Source organism: Prosthecobacter sp. (genome assembly GCF_044232965.1).
Taxonomy (GTDB): Bacteria; Verrucomicrobiota; Verrucomicrobiia; order Verrucomicrobiales; family Verrucomicrobiaceae; genus Prosthecobacter.
The window spans coordinates 44669-67420 of the sequence record NZ_JBIIKX010000024.1 but is presented as its reverse complement, the minus strand read 5'-3'; the positions used below and the strand labels follow the sequence as shown (position 1 = coordinate 67420).

Below are 22752 nucleotides of genomic sequence, written 5' to 3'. Positions count from 1 at the left end.
CCGCCGAAGGAAAAAAACGCTCCTGGCCGACTTGTTGGCTGGTCGTGCTTGCGTGGCTGCTGCGGATTGCAAATCCGCGCTCCTTGACAGATCACACCCCTCTCGCCTGTTCTGTCTCGTCATGAAATTTCGTGCGCTTCTCGCGTTCTTCGCCCTCGCCACCTCACTCGCCGCTCAAAAGGCTGACAAACCCGCCACGCCCTCGCCGTGGGGTGACTTTGTCGAGAAAGACTTTCCGTTCTTCAGCAGTGTGCTCGATGCCCGCGATGTCGGTGAAGGTTTCCCGAAGGACAATCTCACACCGCGCGGCCTCATCCTGAATCTCGGCCACAACCTCTGGGCCTGCTTCGACACCGACCTCCTCCGCATCGCCTGCATCTGGGAAGGCGAAGAAGGCAAACCACCCGTCAGTGCTGAAGCCCTTGCCCCTGGCTCTTATCATGTGGCTGGACAGAAGACCAAGGATGGACAGGACTTTCTGCCGAAGCCGGTTGGCAAGGTGTGGCTCGCCAATGGCATCTATCCCGGATGGCAAGTCGGTGACAAGCCGAGCTTCACCGATCCACGTGAGCCTGCGCCGAGTGCGGAGGAGGTGGGACGGGGACCGCTTTCAAATGCCTCATTTCGCGGAATGGTTGAACTGGTAGAACCAAGTAAAACGCACCCATTCGTCCCGGCACCAAGGCACTGGCAACTCCAATACTCCATCTCAGAGACACCTGTGGCTGAAACATGGGGAGTCATTACATTTGGTGCAGCCAACCAACCGGTCACAATCTCCATCCAACGCAGGATCATCATTTCTCCTCACAAATCCCACCTTCAGATGGTGCTGGGCTCACTGGGGAAAGAAGCAGAAGTGTTCGCAATGGAGATAGGACGTTCTGAAACGACGAGAAGCACGATTTCGACTTCCAGGGTAAACAATATTGAGACGATCTGGATTCCGGCATCGGATAAGACTGTTTGGATTGATGTTCACTATTCGTTGAAGCCCGGTGCTGTTGCCGACAACACGCCTTTTAGTCCGCAATTGGAAAAAAATCATTGGCCCAGAACCCTCACTGCCCAGGCGACACTCTCCACCAAGCCCGACGCCTACGTCATCGACGACATTCCTCTGCCCTTCGAGAATCCCTGGAAGCGCAATGTGCGGCTCGCGGACATCGCTTTTCTCAATGACCAGGGCGATGCGGCGGGTGTGACCTTCGATGGCGATGTGTGGCTGATCTCGGGACTGAAGGGCGATTTGGAGAAGGTGACGTGGAAGCGTTTCGCGAGCGGACTGCATGAGCCGATGAGCATCGTAGTCCGCGAGTCCGCTCGCGGCGAACCACCCCAGACGCCGGACCGCGAGAGGACTCGCAGACTACCTGAAATCCTCGTCTTTGACCGCAATGGCATCTGGAAGCTGGTGGACACGAACAACGACCGTGAGTGCGACCGCTATGAGATGCTCTGCAACCTCTTCGCGCAGACGGCGGAGACGCGGGAGTTTCCGAACTCGATGAAGCTGGGGCCGAAGGGCGAGCTGTACATTTCCAAAGGCGGCCAGGAGGGCACGACGCGTGGCAAGCACAACGGCACCGTGATCAAGGTGGCGGCGGACGGGAAGAAGATTGAAGTGATTGGTTATGGGTTAAGACAGCCGTTCATCGGCGTGCATCCACAAACAGGACTCGTCACGGCGAGCGATCAGCAGGGCAACTATGTGCCGTCCACGCCGCTGCACATCATCTCGGATCATCATTTCTACGGTCATCTGCCGACGATTGCGCCGAAGGAGCAGTATCCCGAGACAATCACCGAGCCGCTGACGTGGCTGCCGCATCCGGTGAATCCCAGCGGCGTGACGCAGACCTGGCTCGTCGGTGCCAAGATGGGTCCGGTGAATGACGAACTCATCCACATCGGCTACAACCGGCCTGAACTCTTCCGCGTGCTCATGAACTCGCGTTTTGCGAGGCCACAGGCGGCGGTGGTGAGCTTCTCGCGCGACTTCGACTTCCCCACGCTCAACGCGACGGTGAATCCGGCGGACGGACAGCTTTACGTCACCGGATTCCAAGTCTGGGGCACCGTGGTGAAGAAGATCAGCGGCCTGGCGCGAGTGCGCTACACCGACAAACCGCGCGTGCTGCTCAAGGAAGTCACGCCAACAGACATGGGCCTGCTGCTGCGCTTCAACGCGAAGCTGGATGCCAAACTGGCGACCGACCCGAGCAGCTACAGCGCCGAGCGCTGGAACTACAAGCGCACCTTCGACTACGGCTCCCCACATTTGAAGCTGGACGGCAGCACCGGGCAGGAATTCATGACCGCCAGCAGCGCTTACCTCAGCACGGACGGCATGAGCGTGCTGGTCGCTTTTCCCGACATGAAGACCTGCCATCAGATGCGCATCGGCTGGGGATTGAAAAGCAGCGACGGCCAGCCCGCACAAAACACCGCCTACTTCACGCCCTGGGAACTCATGAAGTTCGATGCGGCCAAGGAAGGCTTTGAGGCCGGCCTGAAGGTCGATCTCACCCCGCGCCAAGCGCTGGCAACCACGCAGACAAAGCCGACGGCGGCGGAAGGCGAGCGCATGTATCAGATGTTCGGCTGCATGGCCTGCCACAGCACCGACGGCACGCTCGTCGGCAAGGTGGGACCCAGTTGGAAGGGTCTGTTCGGCAGCGAACGTGACATCGCCAAAGGTCAGAAGGGCAAGTTCAAGGCCGATGAAGCCTACCTGCGCGAGTCCATCACGAGTCCAAGCGCCAAGGTCGTGAAAGGCTTCGAGAAGTTCGACACTGGCATGCCGATCTACGCGGGCATCCTCAACGAATCGCAGATCGAGAGCCTGATTTTGTATATCAAGAGCTTGAAGTAACGGAGCGCGACCTCAGTTCATGCTCCTGAGCGCCTCGCGAATGAGCTTGTCGGCGGTGTCGAGTTCGGGCTGCTTCGTCAGCTCGTTCACGGCTTTGATGGCCTCGCTCTGCTTGTAGCCGAGGGCAATCAAACCGAGCACAGCATCGCTTTGCGCCTCCTGCTTCGGATCGTGCGTGCCTTTGGCGGTTTGTGCGGCCTGCCAGGCAGTCACGACGCCGACCTTGTCCTTCAGCTCCAAAACAATGCGTTCGGCGGTCTTGCCGCCGACGCCTTTGATGCGTGAGAGCGCCTTCACATCACCCGCGATCACGGCATCTTTAAAGGCAGCCACCGGCAGGCCACTGAGAACGCTGAGCGCCATTTTCGGCCCAATGCCGGACACACGATCCATCAGCAGGCGGAACAAATCCCGCTCATCCGAGGTGATGAAGCCGAACAACGTGTGATCCCGGTCCGTGACGTGGTAATGCGTGAGCAATTGCACCTCCGCGCCGATTTGCGGCAGCTTGTCGAAGGTCGTCAACGGAATGAGCGCGACGTAGCCGACGCCGTGAACGTCGAGAGTCACACGATGAGGCAGGGCTTCGGCCAAGATTCCACGCAGAAAGGCGATCATGCGCCCCATGAAGCCGGTGCTGCGCGAAGGTGCAAGCGCAGAAGAGCGTTTTCACTGTATGACAGGATAATCACTCTCCGCTCTTCGGATCAAAGGCATCGCGCAGGCCGTCGCCGAGGAAGTTGAGGGCGAGGAGGCTGGCGGACATGAGGAGGGCGGGGAACACGAGGAGCCACCACTTGCTTTCGAGCGGGTTGATGACCTGCGCGCCGTCTTTGAGCAGCGAACCCCAGCTTGCGGCGGGATCTTCGATGCCGAGGCCGAGGAAGCTGAGGAAGGATTCGTCGAGAATGACGGCTGGAATGGTGAGCGTGAGGTAGGTGAGGATGATGGTGCTCAGGTTTGGCAGCAGATGCCGCCGCAGGACGCCCCAACTCCCCTGCCCCATCGCTTTCGACGCGGTGACGAAGGTCATCTCGCGTAACACGAGCACTTGGCCGCGCACGATGCGCGCCATGGTGAGCCATTCGACGAGGCCGAGCGACACGATCATCACGAGCACCTTCGAGTAAGCCTTCAAGGCGCTCACATTTTCAGCGATGCCGTTCCAATGATTCTTCTGAGCCAGCAGACGCCAGCCGTCGATCCATTCCTTCACGTAGTCATCGAGTGCGGCGATGAGGATCATGATGAACAGGATGCGCGGCACGGATTGCAGCACTTCGACCGTGCGCATCATGAGCGCATCGACCCGGCCACCCGCATAGCCGCTGATCATGCCGTAAAGTGTGCCGATGACGAGACTGATCAACGCACCCACCAGACCGACGCCAAGCGAAACACGTGCACCTGACAAGAGTCGGTAGAGCATGTCCTGACCGTTCACATCCGTGCCCAAGAAGTGATGCGATGAGGGCGGCACGAATGAGGCGCTGCTAGTGACCTTCAACGACTCGGGCAGCAGCATCGGCACGACGATGGCGATGAGCGATAATCCGGCGAGAAAACCGAGCGCGATGATCGCCGCGCGGTTGCGCTTCAGGATCTGCCAGCCATCGGGCCGGGCGATGCGTGCTGGAGCGGCGGCATCAGGCATAGAGTTTGATGCGTTTGTCCAGCAGCGTGTAAAGCACGTCCACGAACATGTTGAACAGCACGAGCAGCGCGCAGTAAACGATGACGGCACCGCCGAGCAGGAAGACATCACGATTCTGAATCGAGTTCACGAAGATCATGCCGGCCCCGGAGATGTTGAAGACACTCTCGACGATCATCGAGCCGGTGAGCAGATGCGCGGCGAGAGGCCCAAGGAAGGTCACGACAGGCAGGATCGCCACTTTCACCGCATGCTTGGCCACGGCCTGTGTTTCGGTGAGTCCTTTAGCACGCGCGGTGCGCAGGAAGTCGCTTTTGAGGACATCCAGCAGGCTGTTGCGCATCAAACGAGCGACGTAGGCGATGTAAGGCGCGGCGAGGCAGATCGCGGGCAGGATCATCTGCTGAAACGTGCCCCAGCCACCGACGGGCAGCCAACCGAGCCAGAGCGCGACCACAGCGATCAAAAACGGGCCGCTGATGAAGGATGGAATCGAAATGGACAGCAGCGCACCAAACATGGCCGAGCGGTCGATCCAGGTGTCCTTCTTCATTGCGGCGAGACTGCCGAGGAAGACTCCAGCACAGCTCGCTATCACAAAGGCCAGCGAACCGAGCGCGAAGGAGTTCGGCATCTTTTGCCGCAGCAACTCGGAGACACGCCAGTCGCGATAGCGCGTGGACAGGCCGAGGTCGAAGCGAACGAGGGAGCCAACGTAGGCGGTGTATTGCTCCCACACGCTGCCGTTGAGCTTGTAGCGCGTGAGCAGCGCTTCTTTAATGTGCGGCGGCGGCTCCTTTTCCTTGTCAAACGGGCCGCCCTTGGTGATCCGCGCGAGCACGAACGTGATCGAGATCACACAGAAGATCACGATCACGCTGCTGAAGGCGCGGCGGAGGAGGAAGCTGAGCATTGAGGAAATGTCGAATGACGAAGGCGGAATGTCGAATGCTCAATCAGGCGAGCCACCAGGCAAAACTACCGCTGGGGACGGGCAGAACGTTCGAGGCACCACGAAGCTGCATCTCGCCATGCTCCACTTTGCCGCCGTTGCGGCCGAATTGCTGGAGCAGCATGTGATGGAGCGAGATGGGCGTGAGTTCCGGCGTGTGGCAGGAAAGCAGGACGCCGAGCGGCTGCGGCGACATGAGCTTGCCGAGCAGCGAGAGCAGCGGGGGCAGGTCGTTCTCGATTTTGAAGACCTCTCCCTTCGCTCCGCGTCCGTAACTCGGCGGATCGAGGATGAGCAGATCGTATTGGCGTTCGCGACGCAATTCGCGTTCCAGGAACTTCGTCACGTCATCCACAATCCAGCGCACCGGTTTTTCTTCGAGACCGTTCAGCGCGGCGTTCTTGCGCGCCCAATCGACCATGCCTTTCGAGGCATCCACATGGCAGACTTCCGCACCGGCCAGTGCTGCGGCCAGCGTGCTGCCGCCGGAGTAGGCGAAGAGATTGAGCACACGAGCAGGCCTGCCATGGCGCTTGGCGTATTCCGCGCAGGTTTCACGAATGCGCCGCCATTGATCGCGCTGCTCGGGAAAGATGCCGAGGTGGCCGAAGTCGGTCGAGCTGAGCTGAAACTTCGTGCCATCGACGTCAATCATCCAGGTTTCGGGCAGTTTGTCGCGACCACGCCATTGATTGCCGCCGTCGCGGAAGAACGTGGCGGTCACCTTTTGCCAGTCGGCCTTGGGTAGCGTCTGCTGCCAGACAGCTTGAGCACAGGGGCGGGAGAGCACGACGCTGCCAAAGCGTTCCAGCTTCTGGAAAGAGCCGCTGTCGAGGAGTTCGTAGCCGTGAGGGTCGGACATGAGATGCCCCGCTCATGGCCTCAAATGGAACGTGAATCAACTGGCGGCGCATGCCTTCCTGGAGATTTCAACGCAAGGGAACTCCGCAACCGGCGTAGCTGGTGGGATGACACCTTCACCGCGTTTGCTGAAATCCCTGGCCTTACTGCTTCTTGCCACCCCAGCGCTGGCCGCTGAAACACGCGACGCCCTTTTCCAAAAGAGCATGGAGAAAATGTTTCCGAAGCTGGTGGAAATCCGGCGGGACATCCACATGCACCCGGAGCTGTCGAATGAGGAGGTGCGGACGGCGAAACTGGTGGCAGACCGGCTGAAGGAACTGGGATTCACGGACATCAAGACTGGCGTGGCGAAGCATGGCGTCGTCGCCTTGCTCAAAGGCGGGCAGGATGGCCCCTGCGTGGCCGTGCGGGCGGACATGGACGCACTGCCGATCAAGGAACTGCGCAGCGTGCCGTATCGCTCGCAGAATCCAGGCGTGATGCATGCCTGCGGGCATGACGTGCATGTGACTTGCGCCCTGGGCGTGGCGGAATTGCTCTCCAAGCATCGCGATCTCGTCAAAGGCAGCGTGAAGTTCCTGTTTCAACCGGCGGAAGAGGCCATGCCTGCCACATTCAAAGGCGACTGGGGCGCAAAGCTGATGGTCGCTGAGGGTGTGATGGAGAATCCGAAGCCTGCGGCGGTGTTCGGCCTGCACACGACGGCGGTGGTGCAGCCTGCGGGCACCACGGATGATGGCGTGCATTATTTGAAGGCCGGGCAGATCGGTTACACGCCGGGCATCGACAACGCGAACAGCGACCGCTTCCACATCGTCATCCAAGGCAAGATGGCGCACGGTTCCGCACCGCACAAAGGCGTGGATGCCATCGCTGTGTCCGCAGAGGCGATCATGGCGCTGCAAATGATCAAAAGCCGCCAGACGAATACACGCCAGCCGCTGGTCATTAGCATCGGCACGATCAAGGGCGGCGACCGCGAGAACATCATCGCCGAAACCGTCGAGCTGGGCGGCACGGTGCGCACTTACGACGCGAATTTTCGCGATGGCATCATCGAGCAGATGCACCGCATCCTCAAAGGCATCACCGAGGCGCATGGGGCGACGTACGAGATGGAATACCGCAAGACCTATCCGAGCATTCAAAACAACCTGAAGCTCGTCGAGGCAACGCTTCCGGCCTTCAGACGCATCGTGGGTGAAAAGAACGTCATCGAGCTGATTCCCGGCATGGGCGGCGAGGACTTCAGCTACTTCGCGCAAGTCGTCCCCGGCTTCTATTTCCGCCTGGGAGTCGCCAACGAGGCCAAAGGCATGACCTACGGCGGCCACACGCCGATGTATGACTGTGACGAGGAGAGCATCAAAACCGGCGTGGCCGCGATGGCGGCGGCGGTGTGTGACTTTCTGGATGTGCAGAAGTGAGGCGGCTTACAATGGAATCACTTGCCGCTTTCGGTAGAGGACATGACATTTTTGCATGTCTCTCCGCCTGCCTGCCCGTTTTCCCAGACCAGAGCTTCTGCTGGTCTGGCTTGCGATCATGCTTCTGGGCACTGAGTCCCATGGACAGGCGTTTCGTTTGCAGATTCTGCCCAAGGACGGAAACGAGGAGCTCATCCTGAACCAGCCCTTGCACGGCAAGCCTGCGGTGAAGGTGTTGCGGCTGGATTTTCTGCTGTCGGGACTCGCGTTGCGAAAAAAAGACGGTTCCTGGGCGGAGTCGCGGGACTGGTTTGCCTTTCTGAGCGCGGCTCCGGGCAAGTCGATGACGGCGGAGGGCTGGGGGACGCCGGAGGGCGAGTACACCGCGCTACGCTTCCGCATCGGTTTGGATGAGGCGACGAACAAGGCCGATCCCAGCACGTTTCCACCCGGTCATGCCTTGAATCCGCAGGTCAACGGGCTGCACTGGGGCTGGCTGGGCGGCTACATCTTTCTGGCGCTGGAAGGCCGTTGGCAGCATAAAGACAAGGCAGATGGATTCTCGTTTCACGTCGCCAACGCGCCGCAGTTGATGACGGTGGAACTGCCCGTGGAGTTTAGCGGCGGCAGGCCGCTGACACTGGCGGTGGAGTTTGACCTAAATCGGGTGCTCGAAGGCGTGGATTTCGCCAAAGACGGCACCTCCACCCACTCGCGCGAGGGCGATCCACTCGCGGCTAAGCTGAAGCGGAACATTGAGCAGGCGTTTCGGGTTCGCGGCGTGAATTACGATGTGTATCAGGCTCCTGCCTTCGCTGAAGCAGCCGCACCTGCCCCGCCGGGCACGCATCCATTTAAACCAGCGCTCACCCAGCGCTTTCCGCAGGTGAAGTTTCCGCAGGACAATCCGCTCACGCGGGAAGGCGTGGCGCTGGGGCGGCGGTTGTTTCATGACGCGCGACTTTCGATCAACAACACGCAGTCCTGCGCCTCGTGTCATGATCAAACACGCGCCTTTGCGGATGCACGCCGCTTCAGCCTAGGGGCGGAAGGACAAACCGGCAGCCGCAACGCGATGCCATTGTTCAATCTGGCCTGGAGTCAGGCGTTCTTCTGGGACGGACGCGCCCCGACATTGCGGCAGCAGGTGCTGATGCCGATTCAAGACCACCAGGAGATGAATGAGACGCTCGAAAACATCGTGACGAAGCTGCGGAAGGATGAGGAATCTGTTCAAGCCTTCGCTCAGGCGTTTGGATCGCCTAAAATCACGCCGGACCGCATCGCGCTGGCGCTGGAGCAGTTTTTGCTGACGCTGATCTCGCAGGAGTCGCGCTTTGACCAGGCGGCTCGAAAAGTGGCGGAACTCACGGAGAGCGAAAAACGGGGGTTGCAGCTCTTTGTGACCGAGTTTGACCCGAAACGCGGCCTGCGCGGCGCGGACTGCTTTCACTGCCATGGTGGGACGCTGTTTGTGAGCCAGGCTTTTGCGAACAACGGCCTCGAACTGGCAGTCGAGGACACGGGACTGATGAAAGTGACCCAGAACGAGGCTGACCGGGGCAAGTTCAAGGTGCCCAGCCTGCGCAACATTGCCCTAACCGCGCCCTACATGCACGATGGACGGTTTAGCACATTGGAGGAGGTGGTGGAGCACTACAGCGGCGACGTGCGCCGGTCAGCAACACTCGATCCGAACCTCGCCAAGCATCCCGAGGCAGGAATTCAGCTTACTGCTGAGGAAAAAGCCGATCTGGTGGCATTTTTGAAGTCTCTCACGGACGAGTCCTTCGTCCAAAACGCGGTTCCAAACACCGCCAAACGCTGAAAACCATCCTGAGTGGTTACCCCGCAAGGATTCGAACCTTGAACGAGAGAATCAAAATCTCCTGTGTTACCATTACACCACGGGGTAGGAGGTGCTAAGAGCGCGGATAGTAGTGCCTGAATGCGGCTGCGCAAGGGCGGCTTCGGCTGGAATTTGCCTGCCTGAGGCGGTGTTTTGACCTCAAAACGCATTTTTTTGACCACCGGTCAACCCAGCGTCCCAAACCCCGGTTTCCCTGCGTAACTCAACTGGGTTGTGGACTCCCACATATTGAAATTATGGAAATATAAAATATTTACGCTTGCAATATTTTCCATAATTTGCAGAATAACTGTGCAATTCGCATTAAATCAATATGAAGAAGCTCATCCTCATCCAGAACGACTATCCCGGCACCGGCAAGAGCACTCTGGCTCTCTGCTTCCACCGCTACCTCCAGCAGTATGGTGTCTCTCATCAACTCCTCTCCCTTACCGAAGAGGACATCCCTGCCCCCGCAGGTTCCATCACACTCGACGCCAGCACGCTGACGCCGAACAAGTTCTTCGCTCATGTTGATGCCTCACCGCTGACGATTTTGGACGTCGGCACGGGGCTGGGCGAGTTTTTTAACAAGTTCTACCACGGAACTGAGATGGACCAGATCCTCCAGGAAGCGGGGATCGCCCTCTCCGTAGTACTGCCGGTCACGGCGGACCGTGAGAGCTTTGACTCGGTGACCGAGGCGGCGGAGGTGTTCTCTGACAATGCCGAGTATCTCATCGCCCATCTGGTGACGAGCTGCTACGACGAGGATGACAAAGCCTGGGACACCAGCTACGCCGCGCGCGTGATGGACATGTTCGAGGCCGTGGAACTGCACATTCCAGAAATCACCTTCCATCTGGAACTGAGCACGGAGCACATGAGCCTGGACAATGCTCTTCAGAGTGGCGACGCCGAGGAGCTTTTGGGCAAAGAATACGTCAAATGGCACCGTCGAGTCATGGGCCAGGTGGACAGCGCCCGTCAGTATCTCTTTGGTGATGCCTTCCGCCCCACCATGGCTCCCAAACCGGTGAAACCCGTGCGCAAGACCCGCAGCAAACTGGCTGCTTGAGCCCTCTTAACCCCCGAGGCTACGCTACTCGAACAACTCCGGGTAACGTCGTTCTGCCACCGCCCGGCTGAGGCTTAAAATCTCGGCCGGGCTGTTTTGTTTGCTGGCCAGAGCCGCCAGTTCCTCGCACTCCACCACGGACAAACGCCGCACCGCATGTTTCACCCGTGCGACCTGCGTGGAAGCCACGCTCAATTCGTTCAAGCCCAGGCCGATCATGAGCGGAGTGAGCGTGAGATCCGAAGCCATCTCCCCGCACATGCCGATGCGGATGCCAGCCCCGTGCGCTGCCTTCACGGACATGCCGATCAGGCGGAGCACGGCCGGATGCGTCGGCTGGTACAATCCCGCCACACGGTCATTGAGCCGGTCCACCGCGATCGTGTATTGAATCAGGTCATTGGTGCCGAGGCTGAGAAAATCGACCTCCGCCGCGATCAAGTCCGCCGAGAGCGCCGCGCTGGGAATTTCGATCATCGCACCGACCTCGATCTCATCCGGCACGTCCACACCTTCAGCCGTGAGCTCGTCCGCGCATTCATTGAGAATGGCCTTGGCCTCCAGCACCTCATGCACGCCAGAAACCATCGGAAACATGATGCCCGCGCGTCCATGTACCGCCGCGCGCAGCAGTGCCCGAAGCTGGCGCTTGAACAAATCCCGCAGGCCAAGGGAGAGCCGGATGCCGCGCCAGCCAAGGAAAGGATTGGGCTCCGGCTCCACGGCCAGACGCTCGTCCACCTTGTCTCCTCCGAGGTCCAGGGTGCGAAACACCACGCGCTTCGGTGCCAGCGAGCGCACCACACGGGAGTAGGCCTCCGCCAGTTCATCCTCCGTGGCGTTTGGGTTCTCCATGTGCAGAAACTCTGTGCGGAAGAGACCCACCTCCTCCGCCCCGCTGTCCTGCACGATCTCCGCCTCTTCCACAAACTCCGCGTTCACACCCACGCAAATCGTGCGGCCACACAGCGTCCGTGCAGGCTTGTGACGCTCCAATTGAAACACATCTTCTCGCCGCTCCGCCAGTTCCTCACGGCTGCGATAGCGTGCCAGCGTTTCAGGCGAAGGGTTCAGAATCAGCAGTCCGCCCTCGCCGTCCAGCAGCACCGTGTCGCCGCTGTGCAGTTCATCGCAGATGCCGTGCAGCTTCACCACGGCGGGAATCGCCAGCGAACGTGCGATGATCGCCGCGTGTGAGACGGCGCTGCCCGTCTCCACGGCAAAACCCAGCACCTTGCTGCGGTCGAGCTGCACCGTGTCCGAGGGCGTCAGGTCATGCGCCACCACGATCACCGGCTCGTCAAACATCGGATGCTGCAGCAGTTCGCCGCGCAGATGGCGCATCACGCGCTGGGTCACATCTTTCACGTCCAGGAAGCGCTCCCGCAAGTAGGCGTCATCCAGCCCGCGCAGCGCGTTCATGTGCTTGCACATCAGCTTGTAGTAGGCCCAGTCCACGCACACATGCTGCTCGCGCACCTTTTTCTCCGTCTGCTTCAAAATGGTCGCGTCCTGCAGGATCAGCAGATGCGTCTCGAAGATCTCGCTCTCCGCGCTGCCCTGCTCGCCATCCATCACGCGCTGCAGCTCCTCGATCTCCTGGCGGGTCACATCCAGCGCCGCGTGCAGCCGCGCCATTTCGCCGGCCACCATGTCCGGTGTGATGCTGTCCTCGTCCGGCTCGTCGAAGTGATCCTTCAACACATGCACCACCGCATGCGCCACCCCGTCGGACACAGGAGCACCGGTCCAGATTCTTTCTACGGTGAAGGGCGATTCGGACATGTGGGCCACCTTACATTGCGGAGTAGCCGTTTGGCAAATGCAGGGTGATTCAAACCGCCGACAAAGCCTTCTCGAGGCGCTTTTTAAAGGCCGCAGCCTTGCTCTCCTCACCGATGATGTCGAGCATCGCCATGTAATCGAGCCCCGCCGCCTCATAGCTCGCCGCCTCGGCTGGCAGTTGCGCCTCCAAAATGGCCAGGCAGGTCTCAAAATGCTTTTTGGAACCCTCGTTGTCCTTCAATTCATGGCAGGCCGTGGCCAGATTGCAGTACGACTGCGCCACGTCGCGATGCCTTTCACCCAGCACGGCGAGGCGGATTTTCAGACCATCTTCAAACATCTCCTTCGCCTGATCAGGAAAACCCGCCGCGTAATACAGGCTGCCCAGGTTGTTGTACACACAGGCCACCGACTCTGACTCACGGCCACGCTTGTTCTCCAGCGTCTCCAGGGAGCGCAGGTAATGCTGCTCCGCCAGCGCAAGCTTGCCCATGCCCTTATAGGTCATCGCCACATTGTTGCGCAATTGAGCCGCCACCTCCAGGTTTTCGCCTCCCAGCGCCTCGTGGTTCGTGATCGCCTCCTCATAGAACGAAAGCGACTCCTCCTCCCGCCCGCTGAAGTCCAGCAGCGTCGCCAGACTGGTGCGCACATCCGCCACCGCGTCTGGAGGCGCTTCTAGCTTCTCAGCGACCTCCAGCGCCTCACGATAAGACGCCTCGGCCCCCGCCACATCCCCGGCGTCGCGCTGTGCGTCCGCCAGCGTCTGCAAGGCGCGTACCAAACCCGGTGCCTTACCCGGATACTCCTTCACCGCCACACGCAGCGCCTCCACCGCCACGAGCGCGGCCTGGATGGCAGGAATAGAATGAGTTGCAGTGGGCTGAGAGCTGGGAGCGGGCATGATCGCGTTGGGGCGGTCGGAGGTTGAGAGGGTACCTTCGCGGACAGAGTCGCACCACGTCAAGTGCCGCCTTCATCCCAGGGCATAAAACTCACGGCGGCAACGCGATAGCCCCTGCCCTCCACAGCGCCTTGGATAGCTTCGTCTTGAGGAAGCCCTGAACGTTCCTGGGGAGCGTTAGAGCCACTCCTTATGCCGCGTCCTCACCCGCACAACACGAGCCGCAGACGACATAGCAATCATCGCAGATGAACTCGTCGCCGAATTTGGACGCACCCGGCTTGCCGCAGCGTTCACAGGCAGGTTCGGGTTGCTCCACAACGGGTGTGGGTGGATGGGATGGGTCACTCATGCGTCATCTTCTGCTTCTTTGCCTCGCTTTCGCTGATTTTGCCAGCGCCCAAAGCACCGCCCCGTTTCCCACACCGCCGAACCAGAAAGGGCTTCAGGTGCAGATGGTCGATGATGCCCTGGCTCTGGGCATTCATCACGCCGGGGTCAATATCAACCTCACGGCATTGCTAGACATGAAATCGAAGCCCGAAACGGGCGAGTTCGTCTTCAATCAAAACTACCTCGCGTCCCTCGACCGCCAGATCAAGCCCCTCTCGGACCGCGGCGTGCTCGTTTACACCATCCTCATCGCCTATCCATCCAAAGACCCGGCACGCGATGGCATCGTGCTGCATCCGGGACACCGGAAGGACCACAAGTTCAGCGTCAGTGCCATCAACACCACGAATCGCTTCCTTGATGCCGTCATCAGCCTGCTGGCGGAGCGCTGGAGCGGAGCGCATGCCGAGCATGGCCGCGTCTGGGGCTGGATCATCGGCAACGAGGTCAACTCGCACTTCCTCTGGAATAATATGGGACTTGTCCCACTCGAAACGGCCGCCAGCGAGTATGAAAAGGCCTACCGCATCGCCCACACTGCGATCCGCAGGCATTCGCAGCACGCCCGCACCTATGCCTCGTTCGATCATCACTGGGCCAGCAGCATGCACAACGTCAGCGCACAGGAGGCCACGCCCGGGCGCGACTTCCTCGACACCTTCGCGCGACTCGTGCGCGAACGCGGTGACTTCGACTGGAACGTCGCCTGGCATCCCTACCCCGAAGACCTGGGCAATCCACGGGCCTGGGCGGACAAATCCATCACCACCGATGACAACAGCAACAAAGTCACCTTCAAGAACCTGCAAGTTCTCGCCCAGCATCTTGCCAAGCCCGAACTCCTCTTCCAAGGCAAACATCGCCGTATCATTCTCAGCGAGCAGGGCTTCCACACGCTGCTCACGCCGGATGGTGAAAAGCTCCAGGCCGCCGCTTATGCGTATGCCTGGGAAAAAATTCAGGCCCTGCCCACCGTCGATGCCTTCATCTACCACCGCCACGTTGATCATGCCCATGAAGGCGGGCTGCGGCTGGGATTGTGGCGCAATGCGCCGAACTCGATCGCTGATCCGCACAGCAAGAAGCTGATTTACGATCTCTTCAAGAAAGCCGGAACGCCGGAGTGGCGTGCGGCGGCAGACGCGCTTTTGCCCGTCACAGGATTGAAGGCGTGGAATCAGTAGCCTTATCACAAAAGCACCAAGTTTGGCTTCATTCGTGTCTGGCCGGGCAAACTGAGAGTCGTTGTCTTCGTATGCTCTTCATGCGCTCAACTCTCGTGTTCCTTGTCGCCATCCCATGCCTCGTCACGGCCCAGCCGGTGACAAAAAAGATCGACCTCCTCGAAGTCATCAAATCCGGCAACGTGGAACATCACGTCAATCCGAAGGCTGATTTCCATGACGATCCGAAGGACATCTGGACCTTTGCCAAAGACGGCACCTTCAACATCTCCGGCCGTGGCTACGGCTACGTCGCCACGAAGGATAACTTCCGCGACTACCACCTTGTCCTCGAATTCAAGTGGGGCACGAAGACTTGGGGCAAGCGCGAGAAGGCCGCCAAAGACAACGGCCTCCTCCTCCACTCTTACGGCCCGCACGGAGCCTACGCGGACACCTGGATGGCCAGCATCGAGGCGCAGATCATCGAAGGCGGCGTGGGTGACATCCTCGTGCTCTCGCCGAAGCTCGCGGACGGCACGGAGCTCACGACGTCGCTCTCCGCTGAGTTCACGCTCGACCGCGATAAGGAGAAAATCTGGAAAGCAGGCTCTCCGCGCCAAACCGTGACCAAAGGCCGCATCAATTGGAAAGGTCGCGACGAGGACTGGAGCGACACGGTGGGCTTCCGCGGCAAAAACGATGTCGAAAGCCCCAGCGGCGAGTGGAACCGCCTCGAAGTCATCGCCAAGGGCGACACGCTGCAATACTTCGTCAACGGCGCGATGGTGAATGAGGCCTTCGATTGCAAACCGAGCGAAGGCAAAATCCTCCTCCAGACCGAGGGCGCGGAGATGATCGTGCGTCGCTACGAGCTGTATCCGCTCGGCGAGTTCAAAGAGAAGTGGAGCGCCATCCAGGCCAGCGGCGGCAGCGACATCGGCGCAGTGCGCGATGGTCAGGACAAACCACTTAGCCCCGAAGAAAGCATGAAGCGCATCCAGCTCGATGGCGATTACGAAGTGCAGCTCGTCGCCGCCGAACCGCTCGTGCTTGATCCCGTCGAAGCCACCTGGGACGACAAAGGCCGCATGTTCGTCGCGGACATGCGCGATTACCCGCTCGGCCCACCGAATCCCGGCGATCCCTGGCTTTCACGCATCCAACTCCTCACCGACGAAGACGGCGACGGCCGCATGGACAAGGCGGTCACTTTTGCCGACCACATGGACAACGTGCAGGGCCTTCTCCCTTACAACGGCGGCCTCATCGCCACCACACGCGGCCAGATCCTCTTCCTCAAAGACACCAACGGCGACAACGTGGCCGACGAGATCAAGCCGCTCATCCGTGGTTTCAATCCCAAGCACAGCCAGCTCCAGGTCAGCGCGCCGCGCTGGGGTCCGGATGGCTGCGTCCACTTCAACAACGGCCTCGATGCCCGCGAGATCTATCCCGCCGATGCACCGACCAAGGTCGTCGGCGTCCCCGGCTCCAATTTCAAATGGAACCCCAAGACCGGCGAGATCACGCCCACCGGCGGAAAAGGCCAATACGGCGGCGCGTTCGACGACTGGGGCCATCACTTCTATTGCTCCAACCGCAACCCGCTCATGTTCACCGTCATGCCCTACGAGGCCATGCTGCGGAATCCGCACGCCGGCATCACTCAGGTGCATGAAGACATCGCCACGCCCGGTGCCGAGACCCGCGTCTATCCGCTGCAAATCACCCACACCACGGCAGACGCCCACGCCGGCACAAACACCGCTTGTTCCGGCCTGGGTGTCTATCGCGGCCAGCTCATGCCCGAGCTGAAGAACAACGTCTTCGTGCCCGATCCCACCGGCCAGCTCGTCACGCGCTACAAGATCGAGCCGAATGGCGCCTCGCTCAAAGCCACGCGTGTCGGCGACCGCACGGAATTCTTCCGCAGCAGCGACGAATGGTGCCGCCCCGTGAACTTCACCACCGGCCCCGACGGCGCGATCTACATCTGCGACATCTACCGCCGCTGGATCGACCACGCCCGCTTCTTCCCCGAGGAATTCGTCAAAACCCACGACATGCGCCAAGGCGAAAACCACGGCCGCATCTGGCGCGTCGTTCCGAAGGGGACGAAACAACTCGTCACCAAGACGCCGGGGCAATACCACGCCATTCCCGAAGTGGGCTGGGGCGATGTTCCAAAGGATCACGCTGGACGCGTCATCTTCAAAAAAATCCTGCTCAAAGTCGATGCTGATGACCGTCCTGACGCTCAGCTTCTCAGCCTTCGAACCGAAGCCATCTGCCAGTATCCAGACGACCCGTGGATGGCAAAGGCAGCTCTTTCCTCCAGCACCTACACCGCAGGCCACGTTTTGGCCCAGTTGCTCGCCGATGAACGATTCTCCAAAATCTACTCAGCCAACCGCAACGACACGATTCGTTCGTTCGCCAGCGCATCCATCGCAGCGAATCACGTTCCAGATGTGGAGAAGCTGCTCAGCGTCTTGAAGATCGAACCCGGCCAGCTCCTTTGGTGGAAGCCTGCGCTGCTCCAAGGCCTCGCCCGACTACCCAAAGGCCACGAAGACGCCGCCAAGGAGATCGCCGCGCTCCAATCGAAGATTGACGCCATCGTCGCTGACTCAACGGCCCCGCTCGATCAACGTCTCGCTGTGCTGCCGCTTCTTTCCTCACGCAAATGGGCAGCCGTCGAGCCGGTGATGAAGAACCTGCTCACCAGCAATCAGCCCGCCGAGATGACCAGCGCCTCAGTCGCTCTCTTGAAGAAATTCGCCGCGACCAGCACTGCGCCGCTCATTTACGAACTCCTGCCGAAGGCCGGCCCCGCGCTGAAACGCGATCTCGTAACCATCCTCACGGCGAACGCCACCACCGCGCTCGAACTCTTCAAGCGCATGGAAAAGGGCGAGTTCCCCACCGCCTGGGTCGATGTCGAAAAACGCTGGAGTTACCAGCGCGGCAAGGGCGAGATGGCCGAGCTCGCGAAAAAGCTCTTCGGCGAAGCCAGCAGCGACCGCGCCGCCGTGGTGAAGGATTACATGAGCGCCACCACCATGCACGGCGATGCCAAAAAGGGGCAGGCCGTCTTCGCCACCATCTGCATCACCTGCCACAAGCACGGCACCATGGGTGTCGATGTCGGCCCGCCGCTCTCTGACGTGAAGGTCAAGCCCCCGGAAGGACTGCTCTCCGACATCCTCGACCCGAACCGCATGTTTGAAGCCCGCTGGAGCGCCTATGCCATTGAAACGAAGGACGGACGCAGCCTCAGCGGTCTCATCCAAAGCGAAACCAGCGACACCGTCGTTCTCGCCATGATGGGCGGCGTGAAGGAGACTCTGCCACGCAGCGCCATCAAAGAGATGAAGAGCCTGGACCGCACCCTCATGCCCGTCGGCCTCGAAGCCGCGATCACGAAGGAGCAGATGGGCGATCTGATCGCGTTCTTGCTCGGGAAGTAGCCCGCGAGCGAGGCAAAGAATGGTCAAGCGTCGTCAAGGTGGTCAAGCGAGCCACCTTGACCTCTTGACTGCGAAGCGACCCTGACGACGAAGTCAACTTGACCACTTTAAAGATTAATCTTGCCTTGGGAGCCGCCTTTCGCTGAAATCCTCCTCATGGCAGCCAGCACCGACCAGCTTCGTGCCCAGTTGCGCCGAACACCGGCGGACTGGGGTGTCCGTCTCGAACTGGCGGAGGCATTGGTTCGCGAGGGCAGCGGGCAGCAGGCGGCGGTGCTGATCTCCACCGCGCCAAAAGATCCGCCGGACGTTGATTCGGTGCTGCGAGCCGCGCAGTTGGTGATGAAACTGGACCCGAAACTCGCCATGCGTTTCACGGATCGTGCGCTGGCGCAGGACGAGTTCAATGTGGAGGCGGCGCTGGTGCGGGCGCGCATTCATCAGCACCGCAATGAGCCGGAGGAGGCGCATCGCTTTGCCACGGTGGCCGCCGCGCTTGATCCGAATCGTTGCGCGCGTGAAGCAGCGCTCATGAGCTGGCTGGCCGCTGAAGGGCTGGCAATTGACGCCCATGCTGAAGACTCAAAGCCTAATCACGCGGAAGCCGAGCCCGAAGAGGCCAGCCCTGTGGCCGTTGAGGAAGAGCCGGAAGAAGAAGCCGCAACGGTGGTGATGGAAGAGGAAGCGGAGCCCGTGCTGGCGATGATCGCCGAAGAGGACACACCTGAGGTTGCCGTTCCCGTTGAAGAGTCTGTTTTGCAGCCTGTGGCGGTGGTGGAGCCGCGAAAGGCGGAACCGTCCCCCAGCAAGGCCGTGGAGGCCCAGGTCGCTGTCGTCGTGCTTGAACCCAAGACCGAGGAAGCCAAAGCGGTGCCTGTGGCAGAAGCTGAGGCTCTCCCTCCCATCATCACGCCCAAGAGCAATGCTCACACGATTCACAAGGCATCCGCGATCACCTTGGCGCTGGTGATCCATGCCATCCTGGTCCTGCTGCTGGGCTTGCTGGTGGTGATCGTGCCGGAGCCACCCGTGGCAGAGTTGGTCGGAATTGTGGCCCCGGAGGCCGAACAAGAGAAGCCAGAGACCAAGCAGATCACGCCGACCGCGATGCCCACGCCGACCGCCGTGGCCGCCGCGCCATCGCGGGCGATCACCGCCGCAGGCATCTCCTCGATTTCGCTGCCGGACTTTGAATCGAAATCCGACGGCCCCATCGCGATGGACATCGCCACGACCGACCTGGGCGCGAGTTTTGCGATGCCGTTTTCGCCCAAGGGCACGTCGCAGGTGAATTTCTTCGGCATCAAGTCCCAGGGCCGCCGCGTGGCCTTCCTGATCGACGTGGAGCGCTACATGCTGACTGATCCGCGTGGCGGCTATCCCGCTTATGAAATCGTGAAGAACGAGATCGCCGGGATGATCGGCAAACTCGGCCTGGAGACCTACTTCAATGTCATCCTGTATGAGGGCAACGCGGTCTCCGCTTACTCGGACAAGCTGCTGCCCGCCACGACGGCCAACAAGGACAAGATCAGAGACTGGCTCTACCCGGTGAACCGCGACTTCGAGAAGCTGGGCATCCGCCCGATCGGCTATCCGGTGCAAACAGTCAGCAGCGAGGTGGAGCCGGTGGAGGCGCAGCATCTCAGTGGCTATCTTCGAGCGATCCAGTTTGCCCTGGAGACCGATGTGGACGCCGTTTTCATTATTTGCAGCGGATACCGCAGCATGACGATCCCGCGCACGAAGGAGGAGCGCGAGGAGCTGCTCAAAAAAATGCGCTGGACGGAAAAAGACTCCCAAGCCTGGCAAGCGGCGATCAAAAAAGGCCAGGACTGGCTGGCCAAGGAAAACGCCGCCCGCAAGGCCAAGGGCATCCCGCAGCGCGTGATCGTGAACATCGGCGAGGTCTGGCGCGACATGGGCCTTCAGCCGCCCCGCAACCCGCCGGGCGACATCCAGATCACCGCCGAACAACGCGAGGACCAGGTGAAAAACGCCATCCGACTGCACTACCAGGCCAAGGGCAAACCGAAGCCGCAAATCAACTTCGTCATTTTCATCGGCAAGGACCAGGACAAGGAGAAGGTGCCGCAGTTGGAGCACTTTGAAAACATCGCCCAACGTGCGCGCAGCGGCAAAGTCCGCGTGCTGCAGGGGCTCGCGGCCTTAAAGAACGTCTCAGGCAAGTGAGTCTTTGGCATCGCGCAGGATGCCTTCTTGAAGCTGCGCCATCGCACGCGCCTCGCCTTCCTCGTGATCGTCCCAGCCAGCGAGGTGCAGCAGGCCATGGACGAGGTAGAGAGCGGTTTCGTGGTCGAGTGACTGGCCATGCTCCCTGCCCTGGCGCAACGCAGTGTCGGCGCTGATGAGGATCTCACCGTGGTGGAAGGTGATGACGTCGGTGGGCGTGGGATCATCGAGAAAGTCGCCATGCACACGAGCAATGTCGGCGTCATTCACAATTGTGATCTCAATCTCTGGCAATGAGATAAGCGGTGCGTCGGGTGATTTGACGGCCGCAAGACAGGCGGGAAGCGCGGCTTTGCCAATGCGGCGCAGCCTGGGCAGCGGGAGGGGATGCGCCTTCTGACGATTGTAGATGCGAAGCTTTGGCAGCGGCATCATGCGGCGGACGGTTTGCGCCCACGAGGCTTTTTGACCACCGGCTCAGGCTGTGCGCCGGTGAATGATGCTTCGACGATGTTCCTGGAGCTGGCAGCGGCAGGTTCGTCGTCACCTGCCAAAAACGGCTTGGGCTCTTCCCGCACTGGCGAGGGCTTGGCTTCCACGGCCTTCTGATACTTGATGCGGCCGTGCATCATGCTGAGCAGGGTCTTGGCGAAGCTGGCCTTGATCCGGGCGAGCTCGGAGATAGTCAGATCACATTCATCCAACTGACCGTCCATCATGCGGCCCTGCACGATCTCGTCGATCATCGTCTCAATGCGCGACGCGTTGGGTTTTTCGAGCGTGCGAGAGGCGCTTTCGACGGCGTCCGCGAGGGAGATGATAGCGGACTCCTTGAACTGCGGCTTCGGGCCGGGATAGCGGAAGGTTTCCTCACTGACCTGCGGCACATCGTCCTCCTTGGCTTTGCCGAGTTTGACGAGACGCTCGGTTTCCGATCTCTGGTCGAGCGCCTGACGGTAAAAGTAATAGGCGAGCGAGGTGCCGTGATGCTGCTCGATCACATCAATGATGCGTGAGTTGAGGTTGTTCTTGATCGCGAGATCAACGCCGTCTTTGACGTGCGCGATGATGACCAGGGCGCTCATACGCGGGGTGAGGTCATCGTGCGGATTGGCCTCGGGGTCCATGTTCTCGATGAAGTACTCCGGCTTGCTGAGCTTCCCGATGTCATGGAAATAAGCGCTCACGCGGCACATGCTGGCGCTGGCACCGATGCGTTCGGCGGCGGCCTCGGACAAGTTCGCCACGACGAGGCTGTGATGGTAGGTGCCGGGCGCCTCGATGCTCAGACGGCGCATCAACGGGTGGTTCAAGTCGGCCAACTCCAGCCAGGACACTTCGGTGGTCACGCCAAACACACTTTCCAACACCGGCAGCAGGCCGCCGATGGCCATGCCGGTCAGGATGCCCACCGCGAGCGGCAGACCCACCATGCGACCGAGTTTTTCCTCCATGATCACCCCCGCCGCCTCATGCAGCAGGAGGGAAAAAGCCATCGCCACCAGGCCGACATAAAGCCCGGCCATGAACAGACGGTTGCGGCGGCGGACACGCTTGGTCAGCAGCACACCAGTGAAGCCGATCAGCGCCGAGGTGGCCATGAAAGTGGGAGCGGAGACCGACACACAGACCAGCACGCCGAAGAGCGTGGCATAAATGGCCCCGAACAGGCCGATGCGACGTCCCAGGATGACTGAGAGCACGAGAGGGCCAAACGCATGCGGCAGCACGACGGCTTTGAGCGCTTTTCCCCAGCTCTGACCGGCGGACATGTCCAACGTGAAGACGATGAGCGCCAGATGCATCAGGATGGTGCCCAAAACGAGCAGCAGCACGCCATTGTCACAGATCTGCTCACGCAGGGCCACGCGCTCGTGCGAGACCATCGCAAAACCAATCGCGGCGGCGTAAAGCGCGTGCAGCCAGGTCAGGGCGGGCAGGCCGTCTTCGACATGGGTGCCCAGACGCATCAACAGCGCAACACCGATGAAGAACAGCACATACGTCACCACCGTTCCCGCCGGATGGGTGCGCATCTCGTCAAACAGATCACCCTCCTGGTGCTTCCGGCGGGTTTTACCGCAGGAAAGCCCTTCGCGTTGCAAGCGGGCACGACGAATGGACTCAAACATGTTTTTGGGG

Annotated in this window: 16 protein-coding genes and 1 tRNA gene; 7 read left to right on the top strand and 10 right to left on the bottom strand. The window is 60.5% G+C overall.

Annotated elements, in window-relative coordinates:
* The first annotated feature begins 121 nt into the window (after positions 1-121).
* Complete coding sequence (locus ACILSI_RS12390) at positions 122-2875, top strand: DUF6797 domain-containing protein (RefSeq protein WP_395722195.1); 2754 nt, start codon at positions 122-124, stop codon at positions 2873-2875.
* A gap of 12 nt (positions 2876-2887) precedes the next feature.
* On the opposite strand, the gene ruvA is transcribed toward ACILSI_RS12390, so the two are convergent.
* The 4 genes from ruvA to ACILSI_RS12370 form a co-directional block, all read right to left on the bottom strand.
* A complete protein-coding gene (ruvA, locus tag ACILSI_RS12385; protein ID WP_395722194.1) occupies positions 2888-3493 on the bottom strand; it encodes a Holliday junction branch migration protein RuvA in 606 nt (201 codons plus the stop codon).
* A gap of 70 nt (positions 3494-3563) precedes the next feature.
* Positions 3564-4529 (bottom strand): ABC transporter permease, encoded by a 966-nt coding sequence (locus ACILSI_RS12380; RefSeq protein ID WP_395722193.1) that lies wholly within the window; start codon positions 4527-4529, stop codon positions 3564-3566.
* On the bottom strand, positions 4522-5442 hold the full coding sequence (locus ACILSI_RS12375) for an ABC transporter permease (RefSeq protein ID WP_395722192.1): 921 nt from the start codon (positions 5440-5442) through the stop codon (positions 4522-4524). Before ACILSI_RS12375 ends, ACILSI_RS12380 begins: the two co-directional genes overlap by 8 nt.
* A gap of 43 nt (positions 5443-5485) precedes the next feature.
* A complete protein-coding gene (locus tag ACILSI_RS12370; protein ID WP_395722191.1) occupies positions 5486-6343 on the bottom strand; it encodes a class I SAM-dependent methyltransferase in 858 nt (285 codons plus the stop codon).
* Here ACILSI_RS12370 and ACILSI_RS12365 point away from each other — a divergent pair.
* Together ACILSI_RS12365 and ACILSI_RS12360 are read left to right on the top strand one after the other, a co-directional pair.
* On the top strand, positions 6342-7772 hold the full coding sequence (locus ACILSI_RS12365; protein ID WP_395722190.1) for a M20 family metallopeptidase: 1431 nt from the start codon (positions 6342-6344) through the stop codon (positions 7770-7772). The genes ACILSI_RS12370 and ACILSI_RS12365 overlap by 2 nt on opposite strands.
* Positions 7773-7827: 55 nt before the next feature.
* Positions 7828-9600 (top strand): MbnP family protein, encoded by a 1773-nt coding sequence (locus ACILSI_RS12360; protein ID WP_395722189.1) that lies wholly within the window; start codon positions 7828-7830, stop codon positions 9598-9600.
* Between the two features lie 13 nt (positions 9601-9613).
* Here ACILSI_RS12360 and ACILSI_RS12355 read toward each other — a convergent pair.
* A tRNA-Gln gene (locus ACILSI_RS12355) sits at positions 9614-9687 on the bottom strand.
* 268 nt (positions 9688-9955) lie between these two features.
* On the opposite strand from ACILSI_RS12355, the gene ACILSI_RS12350 reads away from it, so the two are divergent.
* Positions 9956-10699: a hypothetical protein gene (locus ACILSI_RS12350; RefSeq protein ID WP_395722188.1), complete on the top strand. Its 744-nt coding sequence runs from the start codon at positions 9956-9958 to the stop codon at positions 10697-10699.
* Between the two features lie 24 nt (positions 10700-10723).
* On the opposite strand, the gene ptsP is transcribed toward ACILSI_RS12350, so the two are convergent.
* From ptsP to ACILSI_RS12335, 3 genes are all read right to left on the bottom strand, one after another.
* Positions 10724-12484 (bottom strand): phosphoenolpyruvate--protein phosphotransferase, encoded by a 1761-nt coding sequence (ptsP, locus tag ACILSI_RS12345; RefSeq protein WP_395722187.1) that lies wholly within the window; start codon positions 12482-12484, stop codon positions 10724-10726.
* Positions 12485-12533: 49 nt separating this feature from the next.
* Positions 12534-13388, bottom strand: coding sequence for a tetratricopeptide repeat protein (locus ACILSI_RS12340; RefSeq protein WP_395722186.1), 855 nt, complete (start codon positions 13386-13388; stop codon positions 12534-12536).
* Positions 13389-13578: 190 nt separating this feature from the next.
* On the bottom strand, positions 13579-13740 hold the full coding sequence (locus ACILSI_RS12335; protein WP_395722185.1) for a hypothetical protein: 162 nt from the start codon (positions 13738-13740) through the stop codon (positions 13579-13581).
* Between ACILSI_RS12335 and ACILSI_RS12330 the strand changes: the two genes are divergently transcribed.
* From ACILSI_RS12330 to ACILSI_RS12320, 3 genes are all read left to right on the top strand, one after another.
* Positions 13739-14965, top strand: a complete 1227-nt coding sequence (locus ACILSI_RS12330; RefSeq protein WP_395722184.1) for a DUF5722 domain-containing protein — start codon at positions 13739-13741, stop codon at positions 14963-14965. The genes ACILSI_RS12335 and ACILSI_RS12330 overlap by 2 nt on opposite strands.
* Before the next feature lie 80 nt (positions 14966-15045).
* Positions 15046-18417, top strand: coding sequence for a PVC-type heme-binding CxxCH protein (locus ACILSI_RS12325; RefSeq protein WP_395722183.1), 3372 nt, complete (start codon positions 15046-15048; stop codon positions 18415-18417).
* A 156-nt stretch (positions 18418-18573) separates the two neighbouring features.
* Positions 18574-20610 carry a hypothetical protein gene (locus ACILSI_RS12320; RefSeq protein WP_395722182.1) on the top strand — a complete coding sequence of 679 codons (2037 nt, stop codon included), beginning with the start codon at positions 18574-18576 and terminating at the stop codon, positions 20608-20610.
* On the opposite strand, the gene ybeY is transcribed toward ACILSI_RS12320, so the two are convergent.
* Positions 20599-21045 carry an rRNA maturation RNase YbeY gene (gene ybeY / locus ACILSI_RS12315; protein WP_395722181.1) on the bottom strand — a complete coding sequence of 149 codons (447 nt, stop codon included), beginning with the start codon at positions 21043-21045 and terminating at the stop codon, positions 20599-20601. The two genes, ACILSI_RS12320 and ybeY, sit on opposite strands and share 12 nt — an antisense overlap.
* The gene (locus tag ACILSI_RS12310; protein ID WP_395722180.1) at positions 21042-22742 is read right to left on the bottom strand and encodes an HD family phosphohydrolase; all 1701 of its coding nucleotides are present in this window, start codon (positions 22740-22742) and stop codon (positions 21042-21044) included. Before ACILSI_RS12310 ends, ybeY begins: the two co-directional genes overlap by 4 nt.
* Between the last annotated feature and the right edge of the window lie 10 nt (positions 22743-22752).